The organism is Rossellomorea sp. FS2, from assembly GCF_047915635.1.
GTDB classification, from domain to species: Bacteria; Bacillota; Bacilli; order Bacillales; family Bacillaceae_B; genus Rossellomorea; species Rossellomorea marisflavi_A.
This window is the reverse complement of the sequence record NZ_JBLRVS010000007.1, coordinates 203,100-220,634: the sequence shown is the minus strand read 5'-3', so window position 1 is coordinate 220,634 and position 17,535 is coordinate 203,100. Positions and strand designations below refer to the sequence as shown.

At 49.8% G+C, this 17,535-nt stretch carries 21 protein-coding genes and 2 riboswitches; of the genes, 11 read left to right on the top strand and 10 right to left on the bottom strand.

Annotation, left to right across the window (positions count from 1 at the left end; translation table 11 throughout):
* The first annotated feature begins 173 nt into the window (after positions 1 to 173).
* From spoIIID to fabZ, 6 genes are all read left to right on the top strand, one after another.
* Entirely contained in the window at positions 174 to 434 is a 261-nt protein-coding gene (gene spoIIID, locus ACNA6I_RS20465; RefSeq protein ID WP_048004881.1) for a sporulation transcriptional regulator SpoIIID, read from the top strand.
* Positions 435 to 730: 296 nt separating this feature from the next.
* Entirely contained in the window at positions 731 to 1,741 is a 1,011-nt protein-coding gene (locus ACNA6I_RS20460; RefSeq protein ID WP_048014190.1) for a rod shape-determining protein, read from the top strand.
* A gap of 65 nt (positions 1,742 to 1,806) precedes the next feature.
* Positions 1,807 to 2,619 carry a flagellar hook-basal body protein gene (locus tag ACNA6I_RS20455; protein ID WP_416314204.1) on the top strand — a complete coding sequence of 271 codons (813 nt, stop codon included), beginning with the start codon at positions 1,807 to 1,809 and terminating at the stop codon, positions 2,617 to 2,619.
* 57 nt (positions 2,620 to 2,676) lie between these two features.
* Entirely contained in the window at positions 2,677 to 3,495 is an 819-nt protein-coding gene (locus tag ACNA6I_RS20450; RefSeq protein WP_048004883.1) for a flagellar hook-basal body protein, read from the top strand.
* Positions 3,496 to 3,510: 15 nt separating this feature from the next.
* Positions 3,511 to 3,768 carry a DNA-directed RNA polymerase subunit beta gene (locus ACNA6I_RS20445; protein WP_048004884.1) on the top strand — a complete coding sequence of 86 codons (258 nt, stop codon included), beginning with the start codon at positions 3,511 to 3,513 and terminating at the stop codon, positions 3,766 to 3,768.
* Positions 3,769 to 3,869: 101 nt separating this feature from the next.
* Positions 3,870 to 4,304, top strand: coding sequence for a 3-hydroxyacyl-ACP dehydratase FabZ (gene fabZ, locus ACNA6I_RS20440; RefSeq protein WP_048004885.1), 435 nt, complete (start codon positions 3,870 to 3,872; stop codon positions 4,302 to 4,304).
* A 48-nt stretch (positions 4,305 to 4,352) separates the two neighbouring features.
* On the opposite strand, the gene ACNA6I_RS20435 is transcribed toward fabZ, so the two are convergent.
* Together ACNA6I_RS20435 and ACNA6I_RS20430 are read right to left on the bottom strand one after the other, a co-directional pair.
* The gene (locus ACNA6I_RS20435) at positions 4,353 to 4,916 is read right to left on the bottom strand and encodes a class D sortase (RefSeq protein ID WP_048004886.1); all 564 of its coding nucleotides are present in this window, start codon (positions 4,914 to 4,916) and stop codon (positions 4,353 to 4,355) included.
* Entirely contained in the window at positions 4,913 to 5,134 is a 222-nt protein-coding gene (locus ACNA6I_RS20430; protein ID WP_416314096.1) for a hypothetical protein, read from the bottom strand. Before ACNA6I_RS20430 ends, ACNA6I_RS20435 begins: the two co-directional genes overlap by 4 nt.
* A 245-nt stretch (positions 5,135 to 5,379) precedes the next feature.
* Here ACNA6I_RS20430 and ACNA6I_RS20425 point away from each other — a divergent pair, with 245 nt between their 5' ends.
* Positions 5,380 to 6,042 carry an LPXTG cell wall anchor domain-containing protein gene (locus tag ACNA6I_RS20425; RefSeq protein ID WP_159130202.1) on the top strand — a complete coding sequence of 221 codons (663 nt, stop codon included), beginning with the start codon at positions 5,380 to 5,382 and terminating at the stop codon, positions 6,040 to 6,042.
* Between the two features lie 313 nt (positions 6,043 to 6,355).
* Positions 6,356 to 6,478: riboswitch (cyclic di-GMP riboswitch) on the top strand.
* A 31-nt stretch (positions 6,479 to 6,509) separates the two neighbouring features.
* Positions 6,510 to 6,653 carry an anti-repressor SinI family protein gene (locus ACNA6I_RS20420; RefSeq protein ID WP_079514301.1) on the top strand — a complete coding sequence of 48 codons (144 nt, stop codon included), beginning with the start codon at positions 6,510 to 6,512 and terminating at the stop codon, positions 6,651 to 6,653.
* A 58-nt stretch (positions 6,654 to 6,711) separates the two neighbouring features.
* Here ACNA6I_RS20420 and ACNA6I_RS20415 read toward each other — a convergent pair whose 3' ends face one another.
* On the bottom strand, positions 6,712 to 7,032 hold the full coding sequence (locus ACNA6I_RS20415; RefSeq protein WP_048004889.1) for a helix-turn-helix domain-containing protein: 321 nt from the start codon (positions 7,030 to 7,032) through the stop codon (positions 6,712 to 6,714).
* A 94-nt stretch (positions 7,033 to 7,126) separates the two neighbouring features.
* A complete protein-coding gene (locus tag ACNA6I_RS20410; RefSeq protein WP_048004890.1) occupies positions 7,127 to 7,570 on the bottom strand; it encodes a YwpF-like family protein in 444 nt (147 codons plus the stop codon).
* Between the two features lie 260 nt (positions 7,571 to 7,830).
* On the opposite strand from ACNA6I_RS20410, the gene ACNA6I_RS20405 reads away from it, so the two are divergent.
* Positions 7,831 to 8,193 carry a single-stranded DNA-binding protein gene (locus ACNA6I_RS20405; RefSeq protein ID WP_048004891.1) on the top strand — a complete coding sequence of 121 codons (363 nt, stop codon included), beginning with the start codon at positions 7,831 to 7,833 and terminating at the stop codon, positions 8,191 to 8,193.
* Between the two features lie 18 nt (positions 8,194 to 8,211).
* Positions 8,212 to 8,376 (top strand): hypothetical protein, encoded by a 165-nt coding sequence (locus ACNA6I_RS20400; protein WP_156183348.1) that lies wholly within the window; start codon positions 8,212 to 8,214, stop codon positions 8,374 to 8,376.
* 184 nt (positions 8,377 to 8,560) lie between these two features.
* On the opposite strand, the gene ACNA6I_RS20395 is transcribed toward ACNA6I_RS20400, so the two are convergent.
* The 6 genes from ACNA6I_RS20395 to ACNA6I_RS20370 all read right to left on the bottom strand — a co-directional run bounded on the left by ACNA6I_RS20395 (position 8,561) and on the right by ACNA6I_RS20370 (position 16,979).
* The gene (locus ACNA6I_RS20395) at positions 8,561 to 11,380 is read right to left on the bottom strand and encodes a DEAD/DEAH box helicase (RefSeq protein ID WP_416314095.1); all 2,820 of its coding nucleotides are present in this window, start codon (positions 11,378 to 11,380) and stop codon (positions 8,561 to 8,563) included.
* A complete protein-coding gene (locus ACNA6I_RS20390) occupies positions 11,373 to 12,998 on the bottom strand; it encodes an SWIM zinc finger family protein (RefSeq protein ID WP_048004893.1) in 1,626 nt (541 codons plus the stop codon). The genes ACNA6I_RS20395 and ACNA6I_RS20390 overlap by 8 nt, the downstream gene beginning before the upstream one ends.
* Positions 12,999 to 13,100: 102 nt before the next feature.
* Positions 13,101 to 14,678, bottom strand: a complete 1,578-nt coding sequence (locus ACNA6I_RS20385; RefSeq protein WP_416314094.1) for an alkaline phosphatase — start codon at positions 14,676 to 14,678, stop codon at positions 13,101 to 13,103.
* 105 nt (positions 14,679 to 14,783) lie between these two features.
* On the bottom strand, positions 14,784 to 16,010 hold the full coding sequence (locus ACNA6I_RS20380; RefSeq protein ID WP_416314093.1) for an efflux RND transporter periplasmic adaptor subunit: 1,227 nt from the start codon (positions 16,008 to 16,010) through the stop codon (positions 14,784 to 14,786).
* 9 nt (positions 16,011 to 16,019) lie between these two features.
* Positions 16,020 to 16,685: a hypothetical protein gene (locus ACNA6I_RS20375; RefSeq protein WP_416314092.1), complete on the bottom strand. Its 666-nt coding sequence runs from the start codon at positions 16,683 to 16,685 to the stop codon at positions 16,020 to 16,022.
* A 165-nt stretch (positions 16,686 to 16,850) separates the two neighbouring features.
* Positions 16,851 to 16,979 (bottom strand): hypothetical protein, encoded by a 129-nt coding sequence (locus tag ACNA6I_RS20370; RefSeq protein WP_258523289.1) that lies wholly within the window; start codon positions 16,977 to 16,979, stop codon positions 16,851 to 16,853.
* A 15-nt stretch (positions 16,980 to 16,994) separates the two neighbouring features.
* Positions 16,995 to 17,069: riboswitch (cyclic di-GMP riboswitch) on the bottom strand.
* A 265-nt stretch (positions 17,070 to 17,334) separates the two neighbouring features.
* Between ACNA6I_RS20370 and ACNA6I_RS20365 the strand changes: the two genes are divergently transcribed.
* Entirely contained in the window at positions 17,335 to 17,484 is a 150-nt protein-coding gene (locus ACNA6I_RS20365; RefSeq protein WP_156183347.1) for a hypothetical protein, read from the top strand.
* The last annotated feature ends 51 nt before the right edge of the window (positions 17,485 to 17,535 follow it).

The following is a 17,535-nucleotide window of genomic DNA, read 5'->3' as shown; positions in this document are numbered from 1 at the left end:
TACAGAGAGTGTTTGAGGTGAGGAATCGTCCATATCCCATAGCGAATCAGTCACATATATGTTTATACGCTGTAAACCACGGGCCATAACGGCAACGTAACTTATACTAATCACTCATGCGAAGCGAGTCTCATTTCACACTTCTCACATCCAATTTGGGGAGGTCGAGTGGTGTGCACGATTACATCAAAGAGAGAACAATCAAGATTGGCAAGTATATCGTGGAGACAAAGAAAACCGTTCGCGTCATTGCGAAGGAGTTTGGCGTGTCCAAAAGTACGGTCCACAAAGATTTAACGGAACGGCTGCCTGAAATCAATCCGGAGCTTGCAAACGAAGTGAAGACGATACTGGATTATCATAAATCGATCCGACACCTAAGAGGGGGAGAAGCAACGAAGCAAAAATACAGGAAAGAGGAACTTCACAGCTGAAACCGATGCGCCACGCCCGCAGGAAGAAGGGCGGATGGCGTATTTTTGCGTCTGAGGTAACGTGTAAAAGGTTTTTTCAGCTGGAAAAGGAGCGTGGGGTCAAGGCGTTTTGCCTGCTCCGTATGGTCATGAAGGGCAATTGAAATAAAATTCATTTTTTTGACAAACAACTCCTGCTTTCGACACGTTTATGGTAATATAATTAATTAGGTGAAGATTTTACCTTAACGTTAAACCGTAACTACATAGGAAATAAACCATAGATCAATTGATAGATAAGAAGGGAGTCACATTAAATGTTCGCGAAAGATATCGGTATCGATTTAGGTACAGCAAATGTATTGATTCATGTAAAGGGGAAGGGGATCGTCCTTAACGAACCTTCCGTCGTAGCATTGGACAAGAATACGAATAAAGTATTGGCAGTAGGGGAAGAAGCACGTCGCATGGTTGGCCGGACGCCTGGGAATATTGTCGCGATCCGCCCGCTTAAGGATGGAGTCATTGCGGACTTCGATGTAACAGAAGCGATGCTGAAGCATTTCATCAATAAGCTGAACGTGAAAGGATTCATGTCGAAGCCACGCATCCTGATCTGCTGCCCGACGAACATCACGAGCGTAGAGCAAAAAGCCATCAAGGAAGCAGCTGAGAAGAGCGGCGGTAAGAAAATCTACCTTGAAGAAGAGCCGAAAGTCGCAGCCATCGGAGCAGGCATGGACATTTTCAACCCGACCGGGAATATGGTCGTGGATATTGGAGGGGGAACCACGGATGTAGCGGTCCTTTCCATGGGTGATATCGTGACAAGCCAGTCGATCAAGATGGCAGGGGATAAATTCGATTATGAAATCCTGAATTACATCAAACGCGAGTACAAGCTCCTCATCGGTGAACGTACAGCGGAAGACATCAAGATCAAAATCGGTACGGTCTTCTCCGAAAATCGCGAAGGCGAGATGAATGAGATGGACATCCGTGGACGTGACATGGTATCAGGTCTTCCGCGTACCCTTACCGTGACGGCAAAAGAAATCGAAGGGGCGCTTCGTGAATCAGTATCTGTCATCGTCCAGGCAGCCAAGAATGTCCTGGAGAAGACTCCGCCAGAACTATCAGCAGATATCATCGACCGCGGTGTGATCCTGACAGGAGGAGGAGCGCTGCTTCACGGCATGGACACGCTCCTTGCTGAAGAATTGAAAGTACCGGTCCTTGTAGCGGAGAACCCAATGGACTGTGTAGCGGTCGGAACGGGTCTGATGCTTGAGAATATCGATAAAATTTCACGCCGTAAAATCGGCTGATCGACTGAAATAGTCGCGCGAGGTTCCGATGTAAGAGAAGAGACGAAAGAAATGAGGTGGACGTTATATTCCGAGGATTCTATACGGTGGCATCCGGTATGCTGTCACAGCAACGGAAAACCGAAATGCTGACCAATAATATTTCCAATGCCAACACGCCCGGCTATAAAGCGGATACGGCTGCGATGCGGGCTTTCCCAGAAATGCTCATGCAACGCATGGATTCGACGACGGTTCCGACCGACAATCGGCTGTCCCTTCCTCTTCACCGGAATATCGGGAGCTTGAATACGGGTGTCTATATGCAGGAAACCATCCCTACCTTTACTCAAGGAGACCTGCAGGAAACGGGCAATGCCACTGATGTTGCCTTGATTACCGGAACCCTCCCGGATGAAGGGGGAGCCGTCCTTTTCACCGTTGAAGGAGATGGCGGGGAAGAGCGATACACGAGAAATGGGAATTTCACCGTTAACGGGAACGGATTCCTCACCACCAACAGCGGGCACTATGTCCTTGATGGGAACGGAGAGCGGATCCAGCTTGATTCCGATGAGTTTACCCTCGGAGAGAATGGGGAGATCCTGGTGAACGGAGCACAGGAGTCCTCGCTGGGCATCGCCTATACGGGAAATGCCCAAGACCTGGTGAAAGAAGGGGATGGCCTCTTCTCATCGGAAACGGCTCTTACCCCTGCTCAGGCAGGCACCTTCACCATGGTCCAGGGGCAGCTCGAACGATCGAACGTCGACGCGTCTCGGAGCATGACCGATATGCTTTCTTCCTATCGGGCGTTCGAAGCGAATCAAAAGGTCCTTCAGGCCTATGATCGAAGCATGGACAAAGCCGCGAATGAAATCGGGCGTGTCAATGGGTAGTAAAAGATTGTCAATGAAATTCGACAAGAGTTACCTTATAATAAAGGGGACAAAATCATGAACCGGATGATGGTGACAGCCACAAACACTCTCGGTCAGCTTCAAAAGCAAATGGATTTGATCGGGAACAACCTATCGAATGCCGACACGACGGGCTATAAGAAGAGGGAAGCGACGTTTTCCGATCTATTGGTCCAACAGGTGAACAACCAGCGTGTGGACCGTTTTGAAAGCGGCAGGCTCACTCCCCTTGGCGTCAGGGAGGGAAGCGGGGCACGGCTATCCAAAACCGCTTTGAACCTCACGCAGGGCACCTTGAAGGCCACGGGAAGGTCCCTTGACTTCGCCCTGAAGGATGAGCGCCAGTTCTTCAAAGTGGATGATGGAACCGATGTCCGCTATACACGGGACGGTGCCTTTTACTCCACGCCGATGGATAACGGCCGATCCATGCTCGTGAATGCTTCCGGATTTCCTATCCTGGATGAAAATGATGACCCCATCACATTTTCGGGTGAAGCTTCCACCTTTGAGCTTGGCGACAATGGTGTGCTGAGTATTACAGGACCAGAGGGGACCGAAAACGTAGACCTTGGCATCGTGACGATTGCCAGACCCCAGTTCCTCGAACAGCTCGGCGGCAATCTGATCGGACTCAGGACCGATGTCGGCGTGAATCGGAACGAGGTCCTGACGAATCTGACCGGCGCCGGGCGAACGGGCATTTCCATCAGCCAAGAGTCCCTGGAAGCATCGAATGTGGATATGGGTAAGGAAATGACGGACCTTCTGAATGTCCAGCGTTCCTATCAGTTCCAGACACGATCCATCACTATGGCCGATCAGATGATGGGATTGGTCAACGGTATACGCTAAAGGAGTTTTGAACAAATGAGCGAAAAAGAACTGTTGCAAGAGCAACCAACTGAAGAAACGAAGACAGCCGAGGAACAGGCTGCACCCAGATGGGTACGGGTACGCCTTTTCCCGATCTGGCTCCGCGTCCTTTTATTCCTCGTACTGTTCGCCGGGTTTCTTGCCCTTGGAGCCGTTTTTGGATATGCCGTCATCGGTGACGGAAAAGCCTCTGATGTGTTCAAAGCCGAAACATGGCAGCATATTGCAGACATCGTGAAAAAAGCAAAATAAAGAAAAGGCCCCTGAAGCTCCGGGCCTTTTCTTCGTTCTATTCCATTCTCCCCGTCAATTCTGTACAATAAAGGGGACATACCACTGTAGGAGGACCATTCATGTTAGATATCAATGAAATCAAAGACATCATCCCGCATCGCTATCCTTTTCTTCTTGTAGATCGCATCCTCGAAGTAGAAGAAGGGAAAAGCGCTATCGGCATCAAAAACGTCACGGCCAATGAAGAATTCTTCAACGGTCACTTCCCGGACTACCCGGTCATGCCCGGTGTCCTCATCGTCGAGGCCCTTGCCCAGGTTGGAGCCGTTGCCATGCTGAAGAAGGAAGAGAACAGAGGAAGATTGGCCTTCTTTACTGGAATTGACAAATGCCGCTTCAAGCGTCAGGTGAAACCAGGGGACCAGCTCAGACTTGAAGTCGAAATGGTCCGCTTCAAAGGAGCCATCGGAAAAGGGAAGGGCGTTGCCACCGTTGACGGGGAAGTAGCCTGCGAACTTGAGATGATGTTTGCCCTTGGAGAAAAAAGCGAATAAAGCAAAAAGCCGGTCCGCATATGGATCGGCTTTTTTCATGTGAAGGGATCAATGGACGGGGCGCGCATGGATGATGTAGCGCTGATCGGTACTGGAGAGGTACTCGAAGGGATAACAGGTCGATAGCGTCAACACCTCTTCCCCCGCAGGATCCATCACCGACAGATCATCCTGATCAACGATCAAGCTGTCTGTCATCTCATAGGTGAAGGTCCCCTCAGCCATGTGGATCTCCAGTACGTCTCCAGGCTTCAGCTCACCCATCTGCGTGAATACCGTGTCACGGTGTCCAGCAAGGAAAATCCGCTCACCTTCCCCTGGGAGGGCAGTGGAGGGGACATGGCCCACCCCTTTTTCCAAATCATCCTCATCAGCCCCCGTCACGATGGGTACCTCCCTGTCAAGAGCGGGAATGCGGAGGATTCCGATAGCCTCCCCGTTCTGCCGATCTCCGGAGGGACCACTCGCCCCCGTACTGACCGCCTTTTGGGCGGCAGCCATTGATTCACCCTGAACGTGCTTCTGATGCTGGATGCCGAAGAGGGACGCCCCCACATACACAAGGCCAGTACAAATCAGTAGAATTCCAACGAGCGAAATCCATTTATTCATAGATGAACGTGGAAGAGCTCGCTGAATTCATCTTTTGAGAGGCCAAATTCAATCCACAGAACAGGGGAATCCTCCGTCTCCAATGAAACCCCGATTGTACCGGATGGCTTCCTGCTGGTCTCCAGGAAAGGGTGGAAGGCGTGAAAATGATCCATTGCCGGCACAGTTCGGTTATGGGCAAGTTTTTCTTTATCCGAATCTCCTTTCGGCTTATCCATGACATAAATCGAACTCCTCCTATGGTTTTTGATTCCATTATAGAGAACAATATATCTTTTATAAAGTACAAAACATTCAGAAAACAAGCGGGAGGACGAGTATAAAGACGGTATGAATGGAATAATTACCCTAAATCGGTTCATATGATGTTTTGAGTGGGTTCCTTTAAATCGTATACTACACTTAAGTGTTCATTAAAACGAACAATCTATTTTGTTCCGATCTCTGATAAAAAGGAATGGATATGATGAAGCATCGGCTGCTCTCTTTTATTCTCTTTCCCCTTTTGTTCGGGTTCTTCCATCTATCGACTGCCCATGGGGAAGGACCGGGAATTTCAATTGAACCAGGTGGCCCTTATCTGTTCAATATCGAAAACGCAAAACCAGGCGACTGGGTAGAACGTTCGCTTACCGTCCGAAATAATGGGGATGAAGATATCACCTACACGCTTGCTGTGGTTAATCTATCGGAGACGGATGTTCTATACAACGAATTGGATTTGACGATGCTACGTGGCAAAACGACTCTGTTCGATGGGAAATTGAAGGATGCCTCATCCTTCAAAGCAAGGGAGCTGGCGCAGGGCTCAGCGGATGAACTGATCTTCATTGTTAAAATGCCCTATGAGCTGGGCAACGAGTTCCAAGGAACCGCGGCACGATTTGAGATCCAGGTGCAGGCCTCCTCATTCTTATCTCCTGACACGGGTCTGAAGGATGTTGAAGGGACGAACGGTGGAACGGCGGTCTCTACGGGAGGCGGACCCTCACCGACAGGTTTCCTGCCGAACACCGGAACGGATCTTTACCGATGGCTGTTGATCGGGGGTCTGCTTATGGCGACGGGAATCATCATCCTGGCGTGTAATGTTCTGATGAAACGAAAATCTGAGAGTACGGGGTGAAGGTTATGTTTAAAAAAGATTGTAGCCGCTGTACGCGTCCATCTTTCAGCAGTGCCGAGAGCGGGGAGTGGATCTGCCCTGCGTGCGGATACGACCTGACGGATCTTCCAGTCAAACCTCCCGTAAGTTTCAGGGAAATTTCTCAGACTGTAGATTCGACAAGGAAAAACAACAAAATTAAAAATTTTCTGAATAGTGTGTAAAAGTGGTTATTTTGATGGAATTTAGGGTAAAGAATTTTACTGAGCCGACAAAATCCAACATCTTCTTCCACATATAAGGATTATAATGGTATTACATCCACAGTCAGGTAATCAGATAAAGGCAAACCTGTTGAAAGGCAGGGACGCAAAGTCACAGGTCTAAGGTTGGACGTATGCGCAAGGATTCCCGTCAGCAGGAGCGTATCGAATACTAGGACGGCTGGATTGCCTGAAATACATTCATGTATTTTGGGAGGGAATGAAATGGTTAATCGAGAATTGGATCAAGAATGGGTAGAGTTGATGAAAGAGGCAAAAACAGCAGGGATTACGCTGAGGGAGGTCAAGGAATTTCTTGAAGCACCACAGACAGAGCGTTCACATAAACAATATCAAAGCATTGGGTGAGTCTCTTGAGAAATCATTCCGATGAATAAAGTCTTGAGAATAGATGATTCTCAAGACTTTATTTTTGTCCAAGCTTCCATTTATTGAACTCGATGAATTCCCGGAATTGTTCTTTCGTAATACCGGAATCCATGGCTTCTTCGGTGATTTTCATCCATTCATAGTCCAGTGGTGTTTCTTCTGGTGCATCATGGAGAAGGGCATCCATGGAAATTCCAAGTGCCGCCGACACTTTTTCCAGGAACTGTACCGAGGGATTCTGTTGAAGGTTTCGCTCAATGGAGCTTAGATAGGACTTGGCGACGCCTGCCCGATCAGCCAGTTCCGTCATGGACATCTTTTTTTCCGTGCGATATTTCCTTACTCGTTCTCCGATCAATGAGCTCACCTGCCTGAGGGTTTTCGTTCTCGTTGTTATTAGTATAGCAAAATACAGAGAAAGGCTCTATTTGTTTTTACATAATTGTGTATGTTTATGAGGTACCGGCCTTTGAGCTGGCAGGAATCCGCGGTTTTTCCACCATTTTATCCCTGAATGCACGCAGGAGCTCTTCGCCTGACATCCCTTTTTGAATCAAATCGTCCAACAGGAGTTCGGCGTATTCATTCTTCTGCTTTTTCAGCTTTCCTTCAAACATGATGCTGATGTTCCCGCCGAGCTCTTTGATGCATCTGATCGATGTCATGAAGGCGGCAGGATCATTTTCTTTATGGGAGATGACGACCTGGATCTCAAGCTCCTCGCTTTTTTGCTGGGCCTCTTGGAAGAATTCAATATGATCTTTGGTCAGGAGGGTTTCTACGAGCCACGTTTTCTTTCCATCTTCTTTATTGATGATCAGGCCATCGACGATATCAAAATCCATGAGTTCTTCGTTTTGCACTACCTGCAGCGAAACCACCTTGAATGTTTTCATCACCGAACCTCCTTAAGGGTTTTTAAAAATTATATCATATGAAGGAGCACACCCCTAATTCAATTCGCCAACGAGAAAAATCACGCTAGAGGTGAATTTTGCATTTTCACGGTGGATTTCACCTGGAAAAAGGGAGTTTCCCTAGGAGAAACTCCTGTTATTCTCTTTAATGCCCCTATGAATTTGCTAAATTGACGATTTTACAAGAGTGCAGGGAGGGGCTATGATGATAACAATTTCAGAAGAAAGGAGTTAAACATGTGATCAATCAAGTGACGCTTGTTGGCAGGCTGACCAAGGACCCCGAGTCCAGGAAGACCCTTGAAGGGAAATCGGTCCTCAATGTGACCGTGGCCGTGAACCGACAATTCAAGAATCAGCAGGGGCAGATCGATACGGATTTTGTCCTCTGCACGCTATGGAACCGGGCGGCGGATAATACGGAGAAATACTGCCGGAAGGGGTCGGTTATCGGAGTGACAGGAAGGATCCAGACGAGATCCTACGAAAATGAAACGGGAAAGCGCACATATGTAACGGAAGTGGTAGCCGAGAACGTCCGTTTCCTCGACAGCAAGCCTCCCGAAGAAACAAGGAAGGAAGCGATTGAAATCCCATTTTGATGAAGAGGAGAAGAAGGTATGAAAGAGCTGGAAATACGAATCGATCGTTTGGAGCAGTTGAACGAAGACCTCATCAAGAAAGTAGCGCGCACCAATGTAGAGAACTTTTATCTATCCCAGCGGATCACCGCCCTTGAACAGGGTTATGAATATGCGGGCCCTTCCTTGATCCCCTCATCTTAAGAATCCCCAATACACCCTTTTACTTATCACCAACCTATACGCTTGAACCTCGCAACACCAACCTCTGTAAGACTTCATATAAAGAATCAATCAACTCCTCAATCTCTCCTACTGTAGACCGGTCTTCCACGAAGACCGGATTTTTTATGCAAAAAAACAGGCCACCCGGTGGGGTGGCCTGGCATTAGTCCAATACGAGCAGGGATTGGAGATCCTGGTCGGATAGCTCCGTGACCCACTGGTCGCTGCGGATGATTTCATCGTTGAGCGCCTGCTTTTTCGTAAGCATGGCATCGATCTTTTCTTCAAGTGTACCGGAAGCGACGAGCTTGTGGACGTGGACGAATCGATTTTGTCCGATCCGGTAGGCCCTGTCCGTCGCCTGATTCTCGACTGCCGGGTTCCACCAGCGGTCATAGTGGACCACATGGTTGGCGGCGGTCAGGTTCAACCCGGTGCCTCCTGCTTTCAACGATAGAAGGAAGACGGGGAACTCCCCGTTCTGGAAGCGGTCGACGAGTTCGTCCCGTTTGGCTTTTGCCATGCTGCCATTAAGGAAAGGGACGTCGACATCAAATTCTTGTTTCATCATGTCCTGGATCATTTCTCCCATGGAAATATACTGGGTGAAAATGAGGCATGCTTCCCCTGAATCGAGTGCCGTCTCCACGATGCTCCTCAGCTTCTGCATCTTCTCCGAGCGGCTCAGGATCGATTTGGGATCCGGCTCCTTCAGGTAGAGGGCAGGGTGGTTGCACAGCTGTTTGAGTTGATTGAGCATCTGCAGGATCAACCCTTTGCGCTCGAATCCGCTCAGGGTTTCCACCTTGGCCAGGGTGTCCTTGACGAGTTGCTCATAAAGCGCCGCCTGTTCAGCCGTGAGGGCGCAGTATTCCTTCTGCTCGAGCTTTTCAGGAAGATTGAGTTCCACCTCTGGATCCTTCTTCGTACGTCTCAGGAGGAACGGCTTGATCTTGGCCTGTAAAGCCTTGACCCTCTCTTCATCTTCGTCCTTCTCAATCGGGGCGATATAGTGCTTCTGATAATAGGTGAATCCACCAAGATACCCTTGATTGAGGAAATCGAAGATCGCCCACAGCTCGGATAAGCGATTCTCCATCGGAGTCCCGGTCAGGGCAATATGATGATTCCCTTTAAGCTTCCGGATCGCACGGGACTGTTTCGTATTGGAGTTCTTGATGTTCTGGGCTTCATCCAGTGAGATGGAGCTCCAGGTCACCTCTGACAGCTCCTCGAAATCCAGATGGGACAGGCCGTACGACGTGAGGAGTACGTCGACTCCTTCAAGGGCTTTTTGGAACTCTTCCCCTTTCGCCCGGACCTGACCGTAATGGAGTCTTACATTCAAGGATGGGGCGAATTTCTCCAGTTCACGCTGCCAGTTCCCGAGGACCGATGTAGGCGCGATGATCAGGGCAGGTGAATCGGTCTTTTCATGCTCCTTCACATGAAGGAGATAGGTGATGAGCTGAACCGTCTTCCCGAGTCCCATATCATCGGCAAGACAGGCGCCGAACCCGAACTTCCTCAGGAAGAGCATCCAGCTCATCCCGAGCTCCTGATACGGCCGGAGATCACCGATGAAGTCATCAGGCGCAGGTGTGATCGGGATGGTGGATACGTTCGTCAGCTGATGAATCATCTTCTTCATGGAACGGTTCAGTTCAAGCTGGATGCGGGCATATTTCGTCCCGTCCTCATCTTCACCTTCCTCGGTCATGCCGCCTTCCCCGTCATTCGGGACAAGCTCCTGCTCGAGCATATCCTGGATTGAGATTCCTTCTTCCTTCGCCTTGGTCATCATCTGCTGGATACGCCGGATCATGGCGGGATCAAGCTTCATCCACTGTCCGCGGATCTTGACGAGGCGGCGCTGGTCTTCGACGAGCTGGTTGAAGTCCTCTTCAGACAGATTGACGCCGTTCATGGACAGACGCCAGTCGAAATCGAGCATGGCATTCAGGCCCACAAAGGAAGGGCGATACGTCGTATCTGTATTCTTCAATTTTGCCTTCACGAGCACCTGTGCATCCTTCATCGCTTCCCACCAGGATGGAAGGAGGATCTCGATATTCAGGTCGATGAGCTTCTCGCTGAGGATCGAGAGGAAGTCCCATGCATCGTGTTCGCCGAGGCTCGTGCGTAGCTTCCCGTCTTCATCTCTCAGGATCGGGAGCATATTCCCCCAACGCTCCTGTTCGGCGCTGACTTCCTTCAGATGAGGCTTCCAAGCAGCGGGTACCGTATCCTCCACCAGGGAGATCACGCGGCTGGTCCGTTTTTTGTCCCGGAGGATCGTTTCAAGCTCCCACGTATCTTCCTCATCGAGCGGCTCTGTGATGCGCAGGCCAATGGTAAAGGGGAGGTCCTGTTCTTCGCCGCTGACCCACTCGCTCCAGCGCTGCTCGTCAAAGTAAGCGGCAAGCTCTTCAGGCGTCAGGGTGCTTTCCTTCAGCTTCCTGATCCGCTTCATGGCGCCAGACCCTCCGGCGTTCATGGCGTCCTGGAGGGAGGTTTGGAACCACGTATCCGTCAGTTCCTTGACAGTCCGGCCATCCGGGAGGGTTTCGTCCCAGAATTCGCTGTTGAAATTATCCCACACTTCATCGGGAACGTGGAACTGGAGCCCTTGTTCCTGCCATTCATCGAAACGTGGTAGCCATTTTCCCGCTTCGATTGCTCCGAGAAGGACCGGTGCGACGGAAAGATAGGCTTGCCCGGAATCGTTCCAATCCCAGCTCACAAGGGAGCTGAATTGTTCACCTGCCAATAAGGTGAGGAAATCCCAGTGTCCTGCAGATACACTCATCCCATCTTCTTCGATGAGGGTGCCGTAGTAGCTCTCTTCATGCCAAAGGAAAAGCTGGCCCTTCCATTCGGCAGGGTGGATCCACTCCCCGTTCTCATTCTGTGCGGTCAGCACAAAACGGTCGCCATATTCAGATGGTTCGACATTGATCTTGACTGAAGACAATTTAAGCATCGATTAACTTACCCTTTCTGCATTCTTCTTGGAAAGCCCGGAGGCGTTTATAACGGTCAAGTATATAGGATAGGAACTGATCCCATTTCTCTGTCTGCTTCAGCTTCCGGTAGATGGTCCGGATCTTTTTCATATAGCGTACCGCCTGTCTGTAGCTGTCACGGTTCTTCTGTTCGATCGAGTTCATGACCCCGCTGAAATAAAGGGGGAGGGCGAGCTCCGGTTGTTCCTTCGTTAGGTCCTTCAGCCCCATCCCTTCCATTTCAGGGATGCTGTAGTTCATATAACGCTGCAGCTCCACCCACTCCTTGTACTCCTTCACATTGATGAGGTATTCATTGTAATGGAAGAAGCTGTAGGGAAGCATGGCAAGGAGCAGCTCCTTGACGAGCATCGGATCTTTTTCCGTGAGCCAGTCCATGGGCATGATGCGGATGAACCAGCGGACGAAACGGGATGCTTCGAACTGATCGAGGTATCCGATGTGTTCCGGCAGGCGCTCAAGGAGATGTCTGACAAGGAAAAGTCCCGCTTCATATCGTCTGCCGGTGAAGAACTTGCGCAACCAGAATTCAGAGAAGGAAACAAGTTCACTCCCGAGGCCCTTCGCCACTCCATCGGCTTTATCGAACTCCTCAAGCATCAGATAGTGGTGCAGGAGGGCAAGATGATCGAATGTCTGAAGGTCCTCGCCCGACTCGGAAATCCGTTTGATCTCCTCCTGCCTCCAAGCCTTCTGCTTAAAGAGGAAGTACCAAAGGAAACGATACACTTCGGCCTTGATCAAGGTGCTGTTTTTGGTGGAGTCACTGAGCCAGACGGTTTTTTCCTTCAGGAACGCAATGAATGGATCGAAGCTGAACGGCATGGCGTGCACAGACATCTTCTCCAGTGCATCCTCCATTTCACCGAGAAGGTAATCATACATGCTGTATTGCTCCGTACCCGGCTTCACGCCTTTTTCCTGAATGAACCGGTCGAGATGGATCGTCAGATAGAGCGTGGCATACAGCTTGTATAGGGGCTTCCATTCCCGTTCGAATGGGGATTCCTTCATGAAACGCTTCATGATGTTCTGCACGAGTACATCCATGATATAGGGCTGTCGTTGAAGGAGCTCAAAGTCATCCGGCTTCAGGAGGGTATGGAAGTACTCCCACCACTCCTCAGGGGTATTCCCCCGTGTTTTCCGCTCTTTGAGAAGATCGCTCGCCTTCTTCAATCCCCCGTGCTTCTTCATCAAGTCTTCAAGACCGCCGGCTGTATCGGGTTTCCCGCTCCGCCAGTTGCCGACCCACTCACTGACGCTTCCCGTCTTATTCAATAAGAACAAAAACACGGCCAGCTGATGACGGCAAAAGACGTCCTGAGGGCAAGAACAAGAAGAGATGAGGGGGAAGGTGAAGTTCAGCCCGACGGAAACAGGCGTCACATCCTGGACCTGTGCCGTCACTTCTTCATCGCGCACCTTCACCTGTGAGACCGAATTCTGCCTGAAGAGCATAAGCCCCTTGGAAACGATATTGCGGTCCGCTTCCCGCTTAGGGTCAAGTACTTCCTCGAGGGATTCGCTCACGTGATAAAGTTGTTCCTTCAGTTCCTCAATACGAATCGACATCAGCTAACCTCTCCAATCTATAAAATCGCATTCTTTTATTATAACGCAAATCGGGTGCGAAGAGGAGGGAAGAGGGGCCGCTGTGTTTTTTGTCGAACTGGCCTACATGGAATCCATGTGGATATAAAAGGTCTTCCCGTTGAATACTGTGACGCTTTTCAGTGGAATCTTGTCATCATTCGACATGTAAAAGTTTTTGTTTTCGGGGAAGCGCAGGACCGTCTTCCCTTTTTTGGCCATCATCTCGGGATTGGCCGTCCCGGTTTTCAACGTCACGTCGTATCCCTGTTTTTCAAGCAAGGTCTTCCCATCTACGTACCAAGAGCGGTAGCTGTCCAGAGAAAAGCCAAGGAAGTCCGCCATCTTTACGGGGAGATCCGTGTTTTCGAGGAGTCCTGAAGGTTTACCGGGCCCGAAGGCATAAAGGAATACATCTTCACCTGTGTGTCCATGCGTAGTGAATCCGAGCCCTGCTTTTTGTGAAAGGGAGGAGGTCATCTGTGCCTTGAGTTCCTTTTTGGAAGGGCTCCACCGGCATGATTGAGAGTCCAGGCCGTATGCAGCGAGGGCGTGACCGGCATCTTTGCCCTCAAGAAGGGAGGCAGCGCCATCGACCGTGAGCCTCGCTTTCTTCAATGGATCGATGAAGTGCTTCACGGACTGATGCTTATACGACCCGTCAAGGTCAGCGTTTCCGATTGTGAGCCCGCTGTTGCCGTGGTCGGTCACGGCGACGACCATCGTGTTCCCGTCTTTTTTGGCAAACGCTAGGGCCTCCCCGACGGCACGGTCGAAGCTCAGGATCTCACTGATCATGCCTACGGGATCATTCTGATGGGCGGCCCAGTCGACCTTGCTTCCTTCAACCATAAGGAAAAATCCTTTCTTTTCCCTGGACAGGTGGGAGATGGCAGACCGGGTCATCTCGCTCAGGGTAGGCTCATGCGGCTTCAGCTCGCGGCGGTCCAGATCATAAGAAAGGTCTTCTGAAGCAAACGCACCCCACAGCTTTCCTGCTGAAGGCTCCAAGAGTAGTTCCTTCCTGGTGTCCACGTAGGCATACCCGGCGTCTCGCAGGGATTTCTTCAAGTCCTCTCCATCCTTGCGGGTGACTTCATCAGTCTTCAGCATAGCGTCGTCCTGGGGATGGTTCTTTTGCTTCGGTGCCAGCCAGGCGGCTCCACCTCCAAGCACAACATCGAGATCCTGATACACTTGCTGTTCACCGATGGAACTGAACTCCTCCCGTGTGATGGCATGGGAGGTGAAGGCGGCAGGTGTGGCATGTTGAACGGGGGAGGTGGAGATGATCCCTGTAGCATAGCCGTTCAATTTAGCGGCTTCGAGTACCGTAATGAGGGGGCGGCCTTCAGGGTCCATGCCGATGTAATCGGCTTTTGTCTTCACCCCTGTCGCCATGGCCGTGCCTGCAGCGGCAGAATCCGTGATGGCCGATTCGGCGGAGTAGGTCCTCACCCCGCCCGTGAGGATGCCATCAAGATGGAGCGGTGACCCCTTATACCACCTTGAAAGGGTGACAGCATCTGAATTCGTGCCATCCATGATCATGAAGATGACATTCTTTTTGGGGGCAGCGGCATGAAGGCACTCATCGGGAGCCGTAAACGCCAGAAGGATGAGGGGAAGCAGGATACAGGCGGTCTTTTTCAATCCGTTCATAGAGTATGTCTCCTTTATTCATCGTTGAACTTAGTATGAACCAAGGAAGCGCTGATAATGAGGGATAAAAAAACACCGTCCTTATATGGACGGTGTCGAGTCAATCTATTTTCGCTCCAGTATTCCAAGCATCAGGTTAGTGTATACATCAGCACGGTCAAGAGTCTTGAAATCACGGATTTTGAGCCTGCGCCAATCAAGGGCTGTGATGAACCTCTCCTGATCCTTCAGGGATGCAATCTCGTCAGGTTCCTCTACGTACATTTCCCCGGCTTTCACACCCGACGTGATGGCCTGGCGTCCGTCGACTTCAAGCCCTGTCTCGATCTTGCGCTTTTTGACGGTGCCGTTTTTCATCATCATCCAGAGGTAAGACTGGTCGTCCACCTTCTCAATGGCAGAGACAGGGACCGTCACGGCATCCTTCGCTTCCTCCATGATGATGGAAAGGGATACGTGCTGTCCGGGTCTCCACTGTGCTTCCTGGACCTGCACCTCAGCGGGGTACAGGCTCTCGGTCTTCAGATGGGGATCGGCTTTTGGGAGACGATCCACTTTGGTGATGATCCCCTCAAGGGACTTCTTCCCATCATGCTTCACCCGGACATTCAGGTTCTCCTTCACCTCATCGACCTCTTTCTCGGTCAGGTCGGTCGTGACGACAGTGGAATCCGAGGCGATCGTGATGAGGGGATTCTGGATTTCGTGCGACAGGCTCTTTACTGTCCCGCTTACGCTGCTTTCCACTGTAAGGGTCGTTTCATATGAATCAATAGCGGCAATCTGGCGTTCGAGGCTTTTGATCTGGTTCTCCAGTTGATCGGCTTCAAGCTGTTTAGAAACCATTTCTCGCTTGATATCATACTCTGATTGTAAGGCCCCAGCTTCGATGGGGGCATCCTTTTCATCGGAAGAAGGGGATGGGAGGGAAGAGATCAGCTTGGATAATTCGCTGATGGAGTCTTTCACGTTGGAAGCATCTTCTTCCAGCTTCTCCACTTCCGATTTCAACACGTCGCGTTGCTGGAACTGGTCAGTGACCTCATATTCGTATAGCGGGGCCCCGGATTTGATCTGTTCCCCTTCTTTTACAAGGAACTTCTTGAAGGTGGCAGATTCATCATTGAAATAGAGATATTGATCTTCTTCTGGAATGACAACTCCAGGCTTGTAGAGCATTTTCCTGAGGGTTTCCTGCCGGCTCAGTTCCCAGTGGTTGATGCGGACTTCCCGCTCGACCCTGCTGTCGGCTTTTTCGATTAAGTATGTATTCACGCCCACAAACACGAGGCTCACGGTTACGATGCTGTAGCGGATAAGTTTCTTCATCATTCATCACCTTTAAATTAACGTTGAAAGATCAAGATAAGCAAGCAGGGCATTCAATGCCCAGAAAAGCCCGTTGACCAGTACGATCACAAGCCAGATGAGCCAGTTCTTCTGTCGGGTCAAATATTTGATCCCGCGATACTGGAGGTAGATCATCCACACCTTGAATAAGGAAATGGCGCCAAGCAGGTACACCACATAGGACTTCGATGTGATGGACTGGGCGATGACTCCGAGAGAAAAGGGTGAAGAATACCATTCAATTGAGAAGAATAAGGAGAGCGGCACGAATGTGAGCTTCTCCAGAAGCAGGATCAAAAGCGTCAATCCCTGCACCATCACAATCTTGCGGTATTCGCCGTGATCGGAGATCGTCCAAAACACCAGCGATGAAAAGAAAAGGATCAAAGCGGCGTAAAGAAGACCCGCAATCAGACGTCCAAAGAAGAACATGGTCTTTTCCAGTTCATATTCCAAAGGGGTAAGGGAAGTCGCTTCTTTGGCGAGGGAATCCATCCCGATCCCGAAGAATGCCAGAAATCCGAATACCGATGCGGAAAGGACAAAAAGCCAGGTCATCCTCTTTCCGAAACGAGGCACCATCTCGGTTTCACCGAGGCGGTAAAAAAAGGTGGATGGGGATTTGAGCCCCTGAATGAGCTTTGCTTCTGTGTGCATAGACAAGTAGCCTCCAACATAGTGATAATCCTTCTCTTATTCTATCGAAATTTCTGAAATATTACCATAAATTGTCGAAGGCATTTGGTGAAGAGTGGACTATTGGATCAGAATGCAGGGTAAGGAACAGGGGGCAAATAAAAAAAGTGCCCGTTGAGGACACTTTTACATGTTGTATGCAAGAACAGTGGTCCCTGCAATGATAGCAATGGTGAAGATGAAAAGGGTGGCGTACATGAGCTTCTTTTTGGCCCTCTTCTTTAAGATGATTTCTTCAGGTGTTAAAAACGACATTACAATCCCTCCTGATTTGGCAGCTGGCTGGCATGGTTAGCCCCTGTAGCTTTGCGTCATCACCTTTCGATGATTTTGCTATGAGACAAATCGACACACAATCATTATCGGTTTGTTTACTGTAAACTGTAATAGTAAAAATGAACTATTTTTCGACACTATTTTTAACTATTTAAAATCATACAACATTTCGACAATTTTCGCTAAATTTTTTAAAGAATTTCGTTAAATACGCGTAAATAATGTGTTTTTTGTGTGAATAGGATAAAAAATCTGTCAAATGGCACATGTTTTTGGTAGTATGTGGTTTATAGACGCTCGGAAATCTACGTAAACACAGAAAGGAGTATAGCGAATGGAGAATAAAGTGAAGGAGCACGTTCTTTCCGTGCTGCAAAAGGCATTCGACAAAGGGCAACAAGGGGATATGGATACGGCGAAGATGATTCAGTGGCTGGAGCAAGAACTGCAATCCGGAATAGGTACCAGGGGGGAAACGCTTTAATTTCGTGAGGCGAGTTTATCCTCCTCTCAAAATAAATTGGATGCCCCGACT

Excerpts from the sequence above, each read along its gene's own strand:
- ACNA6I_RS20460 (WP_048014190.1), top strand. The coding sequence starts at position 731 with ATGTTCGCGAAAGATATCGGTATCGATTTAGGTACAGCAAATGTATTG.
- ACNA6I_RS20450 (WP_048004883.1), top strand. The coding sequence starts at position 2,677 with ATGAACCGGATGATGGTGACAGCCACAAACACTCTCGGTCAGCTTCAA.
- ACNA6I_RS20445 (WP_048004884.1), top strand. The coding sequence starts at position 3,511 with ATGAGCGAAAAAGAACTGTTGCAAGAGCAACCAACTGAAGAAACGAAG.
- fabZ (WP_048004885.1), top strand. The coding sequence starts at position 3,870 with ATGTTAGATATCAATGAAATCAAAGACATCATCCCGCATCGCTATCCT.
- ACNA6I_RS20435 (WP_048004886.1), bottom strand. The coding sequence starts at position 4,916 with ATGAATAAATGGATTTCGCTCGTTGGAATTCTACTGATTTGTACTGGC.
- ACNA6I_RS20430 (WP_416314096.1), bottom strand. The coding sequence starts at position 5,134 with ATGGATAAGCCGAAAGGAGATTCGGATAAAGAAAAACTTGCCCATAAC.
- ACNA6I_RS20425 (WP_159130202.1), top strand. The coding sequence starts at position 5,380 with ATGATGAAGCATCGGCTGCTCTCTTTTATTCTCTTTCCCCTTTTGTTC.
- ACNA6I_RS20420 (WP_079514301.1), top strand. The coding sequence starts at position 6,510 with ATGGTTAATCGAGAATTGGATCAAGAATGGGTAGAGTTGATGAAAGAG.
- ACNA6I_RS20410 (WP_048004890.1), bottom strand. The coding sequence starts at position 7,570 with ATGAAAACATTCAAGGTGGTTTCGCTGCAGGTAGTGCAAAACGAAGAA.
- ACNA6I_RS20400 (WP_156183348.1), top strand. The coding sequence starts at position 8,212 with ATGAAAGAGCTGGAAATACGAATCGATCGTTTGGAGCAGTTGAACGAA.
- ACNA6I_RS20395 (WP_416314095.1), bottom strand. The coding sequence starts at position 11,380 with ATGCTTAAATTGTCTTCAGTCAAGATCAATGTCGAACCATCTGAATAT.
- ACNA6I_RS20390 (WP_048004893.1), bottom strand. The coding sequence starts at position 12,998 with ATGTCGATTCGTATTGAGGAACTGAAGGAACAACTTTATCACGTGAGC.
- ACNA6I_RS20385 (WP_416314094.1), bottom strand. The coding sequence starts at position 14,678 with ATGAACGGATTGAAAAAGACCGCCTGTATCCTGCTTCCCCTCATCCTT.
- ACNA6I_RS20380 (WP_416314093.1), bottom strand. The coding sequence starts at position 16,010 with ATGATGAAGAAACTTATCCGCTACAGCATCGTAACCGTGAGCCTCGTG.
- ACNA6I_RS20375 (WP_416314092.1), bottom strand. The coding sequence starts at position 16,685 with ATGCACACAGAAGCAAAGCTCATTCAGGGGCTCAAATCCCCATCCACC.
- ACNA6I_RS20370 (WP_258523289.1), bottom strand. The coding sequence starts at position 16,979 with ATGTCGTTTTTAACACCTGAAGAAATCATCTTAAAGAAGAGGGCCAAA.
- ACNA6I_RS20365 (WP_156183347.1), top strand. The coding sequence starts at position 17,335 with ATGGAGAATAAAGTGAAGGAGCACGTTCTTTCCGTGCTGCAAAAGGCA.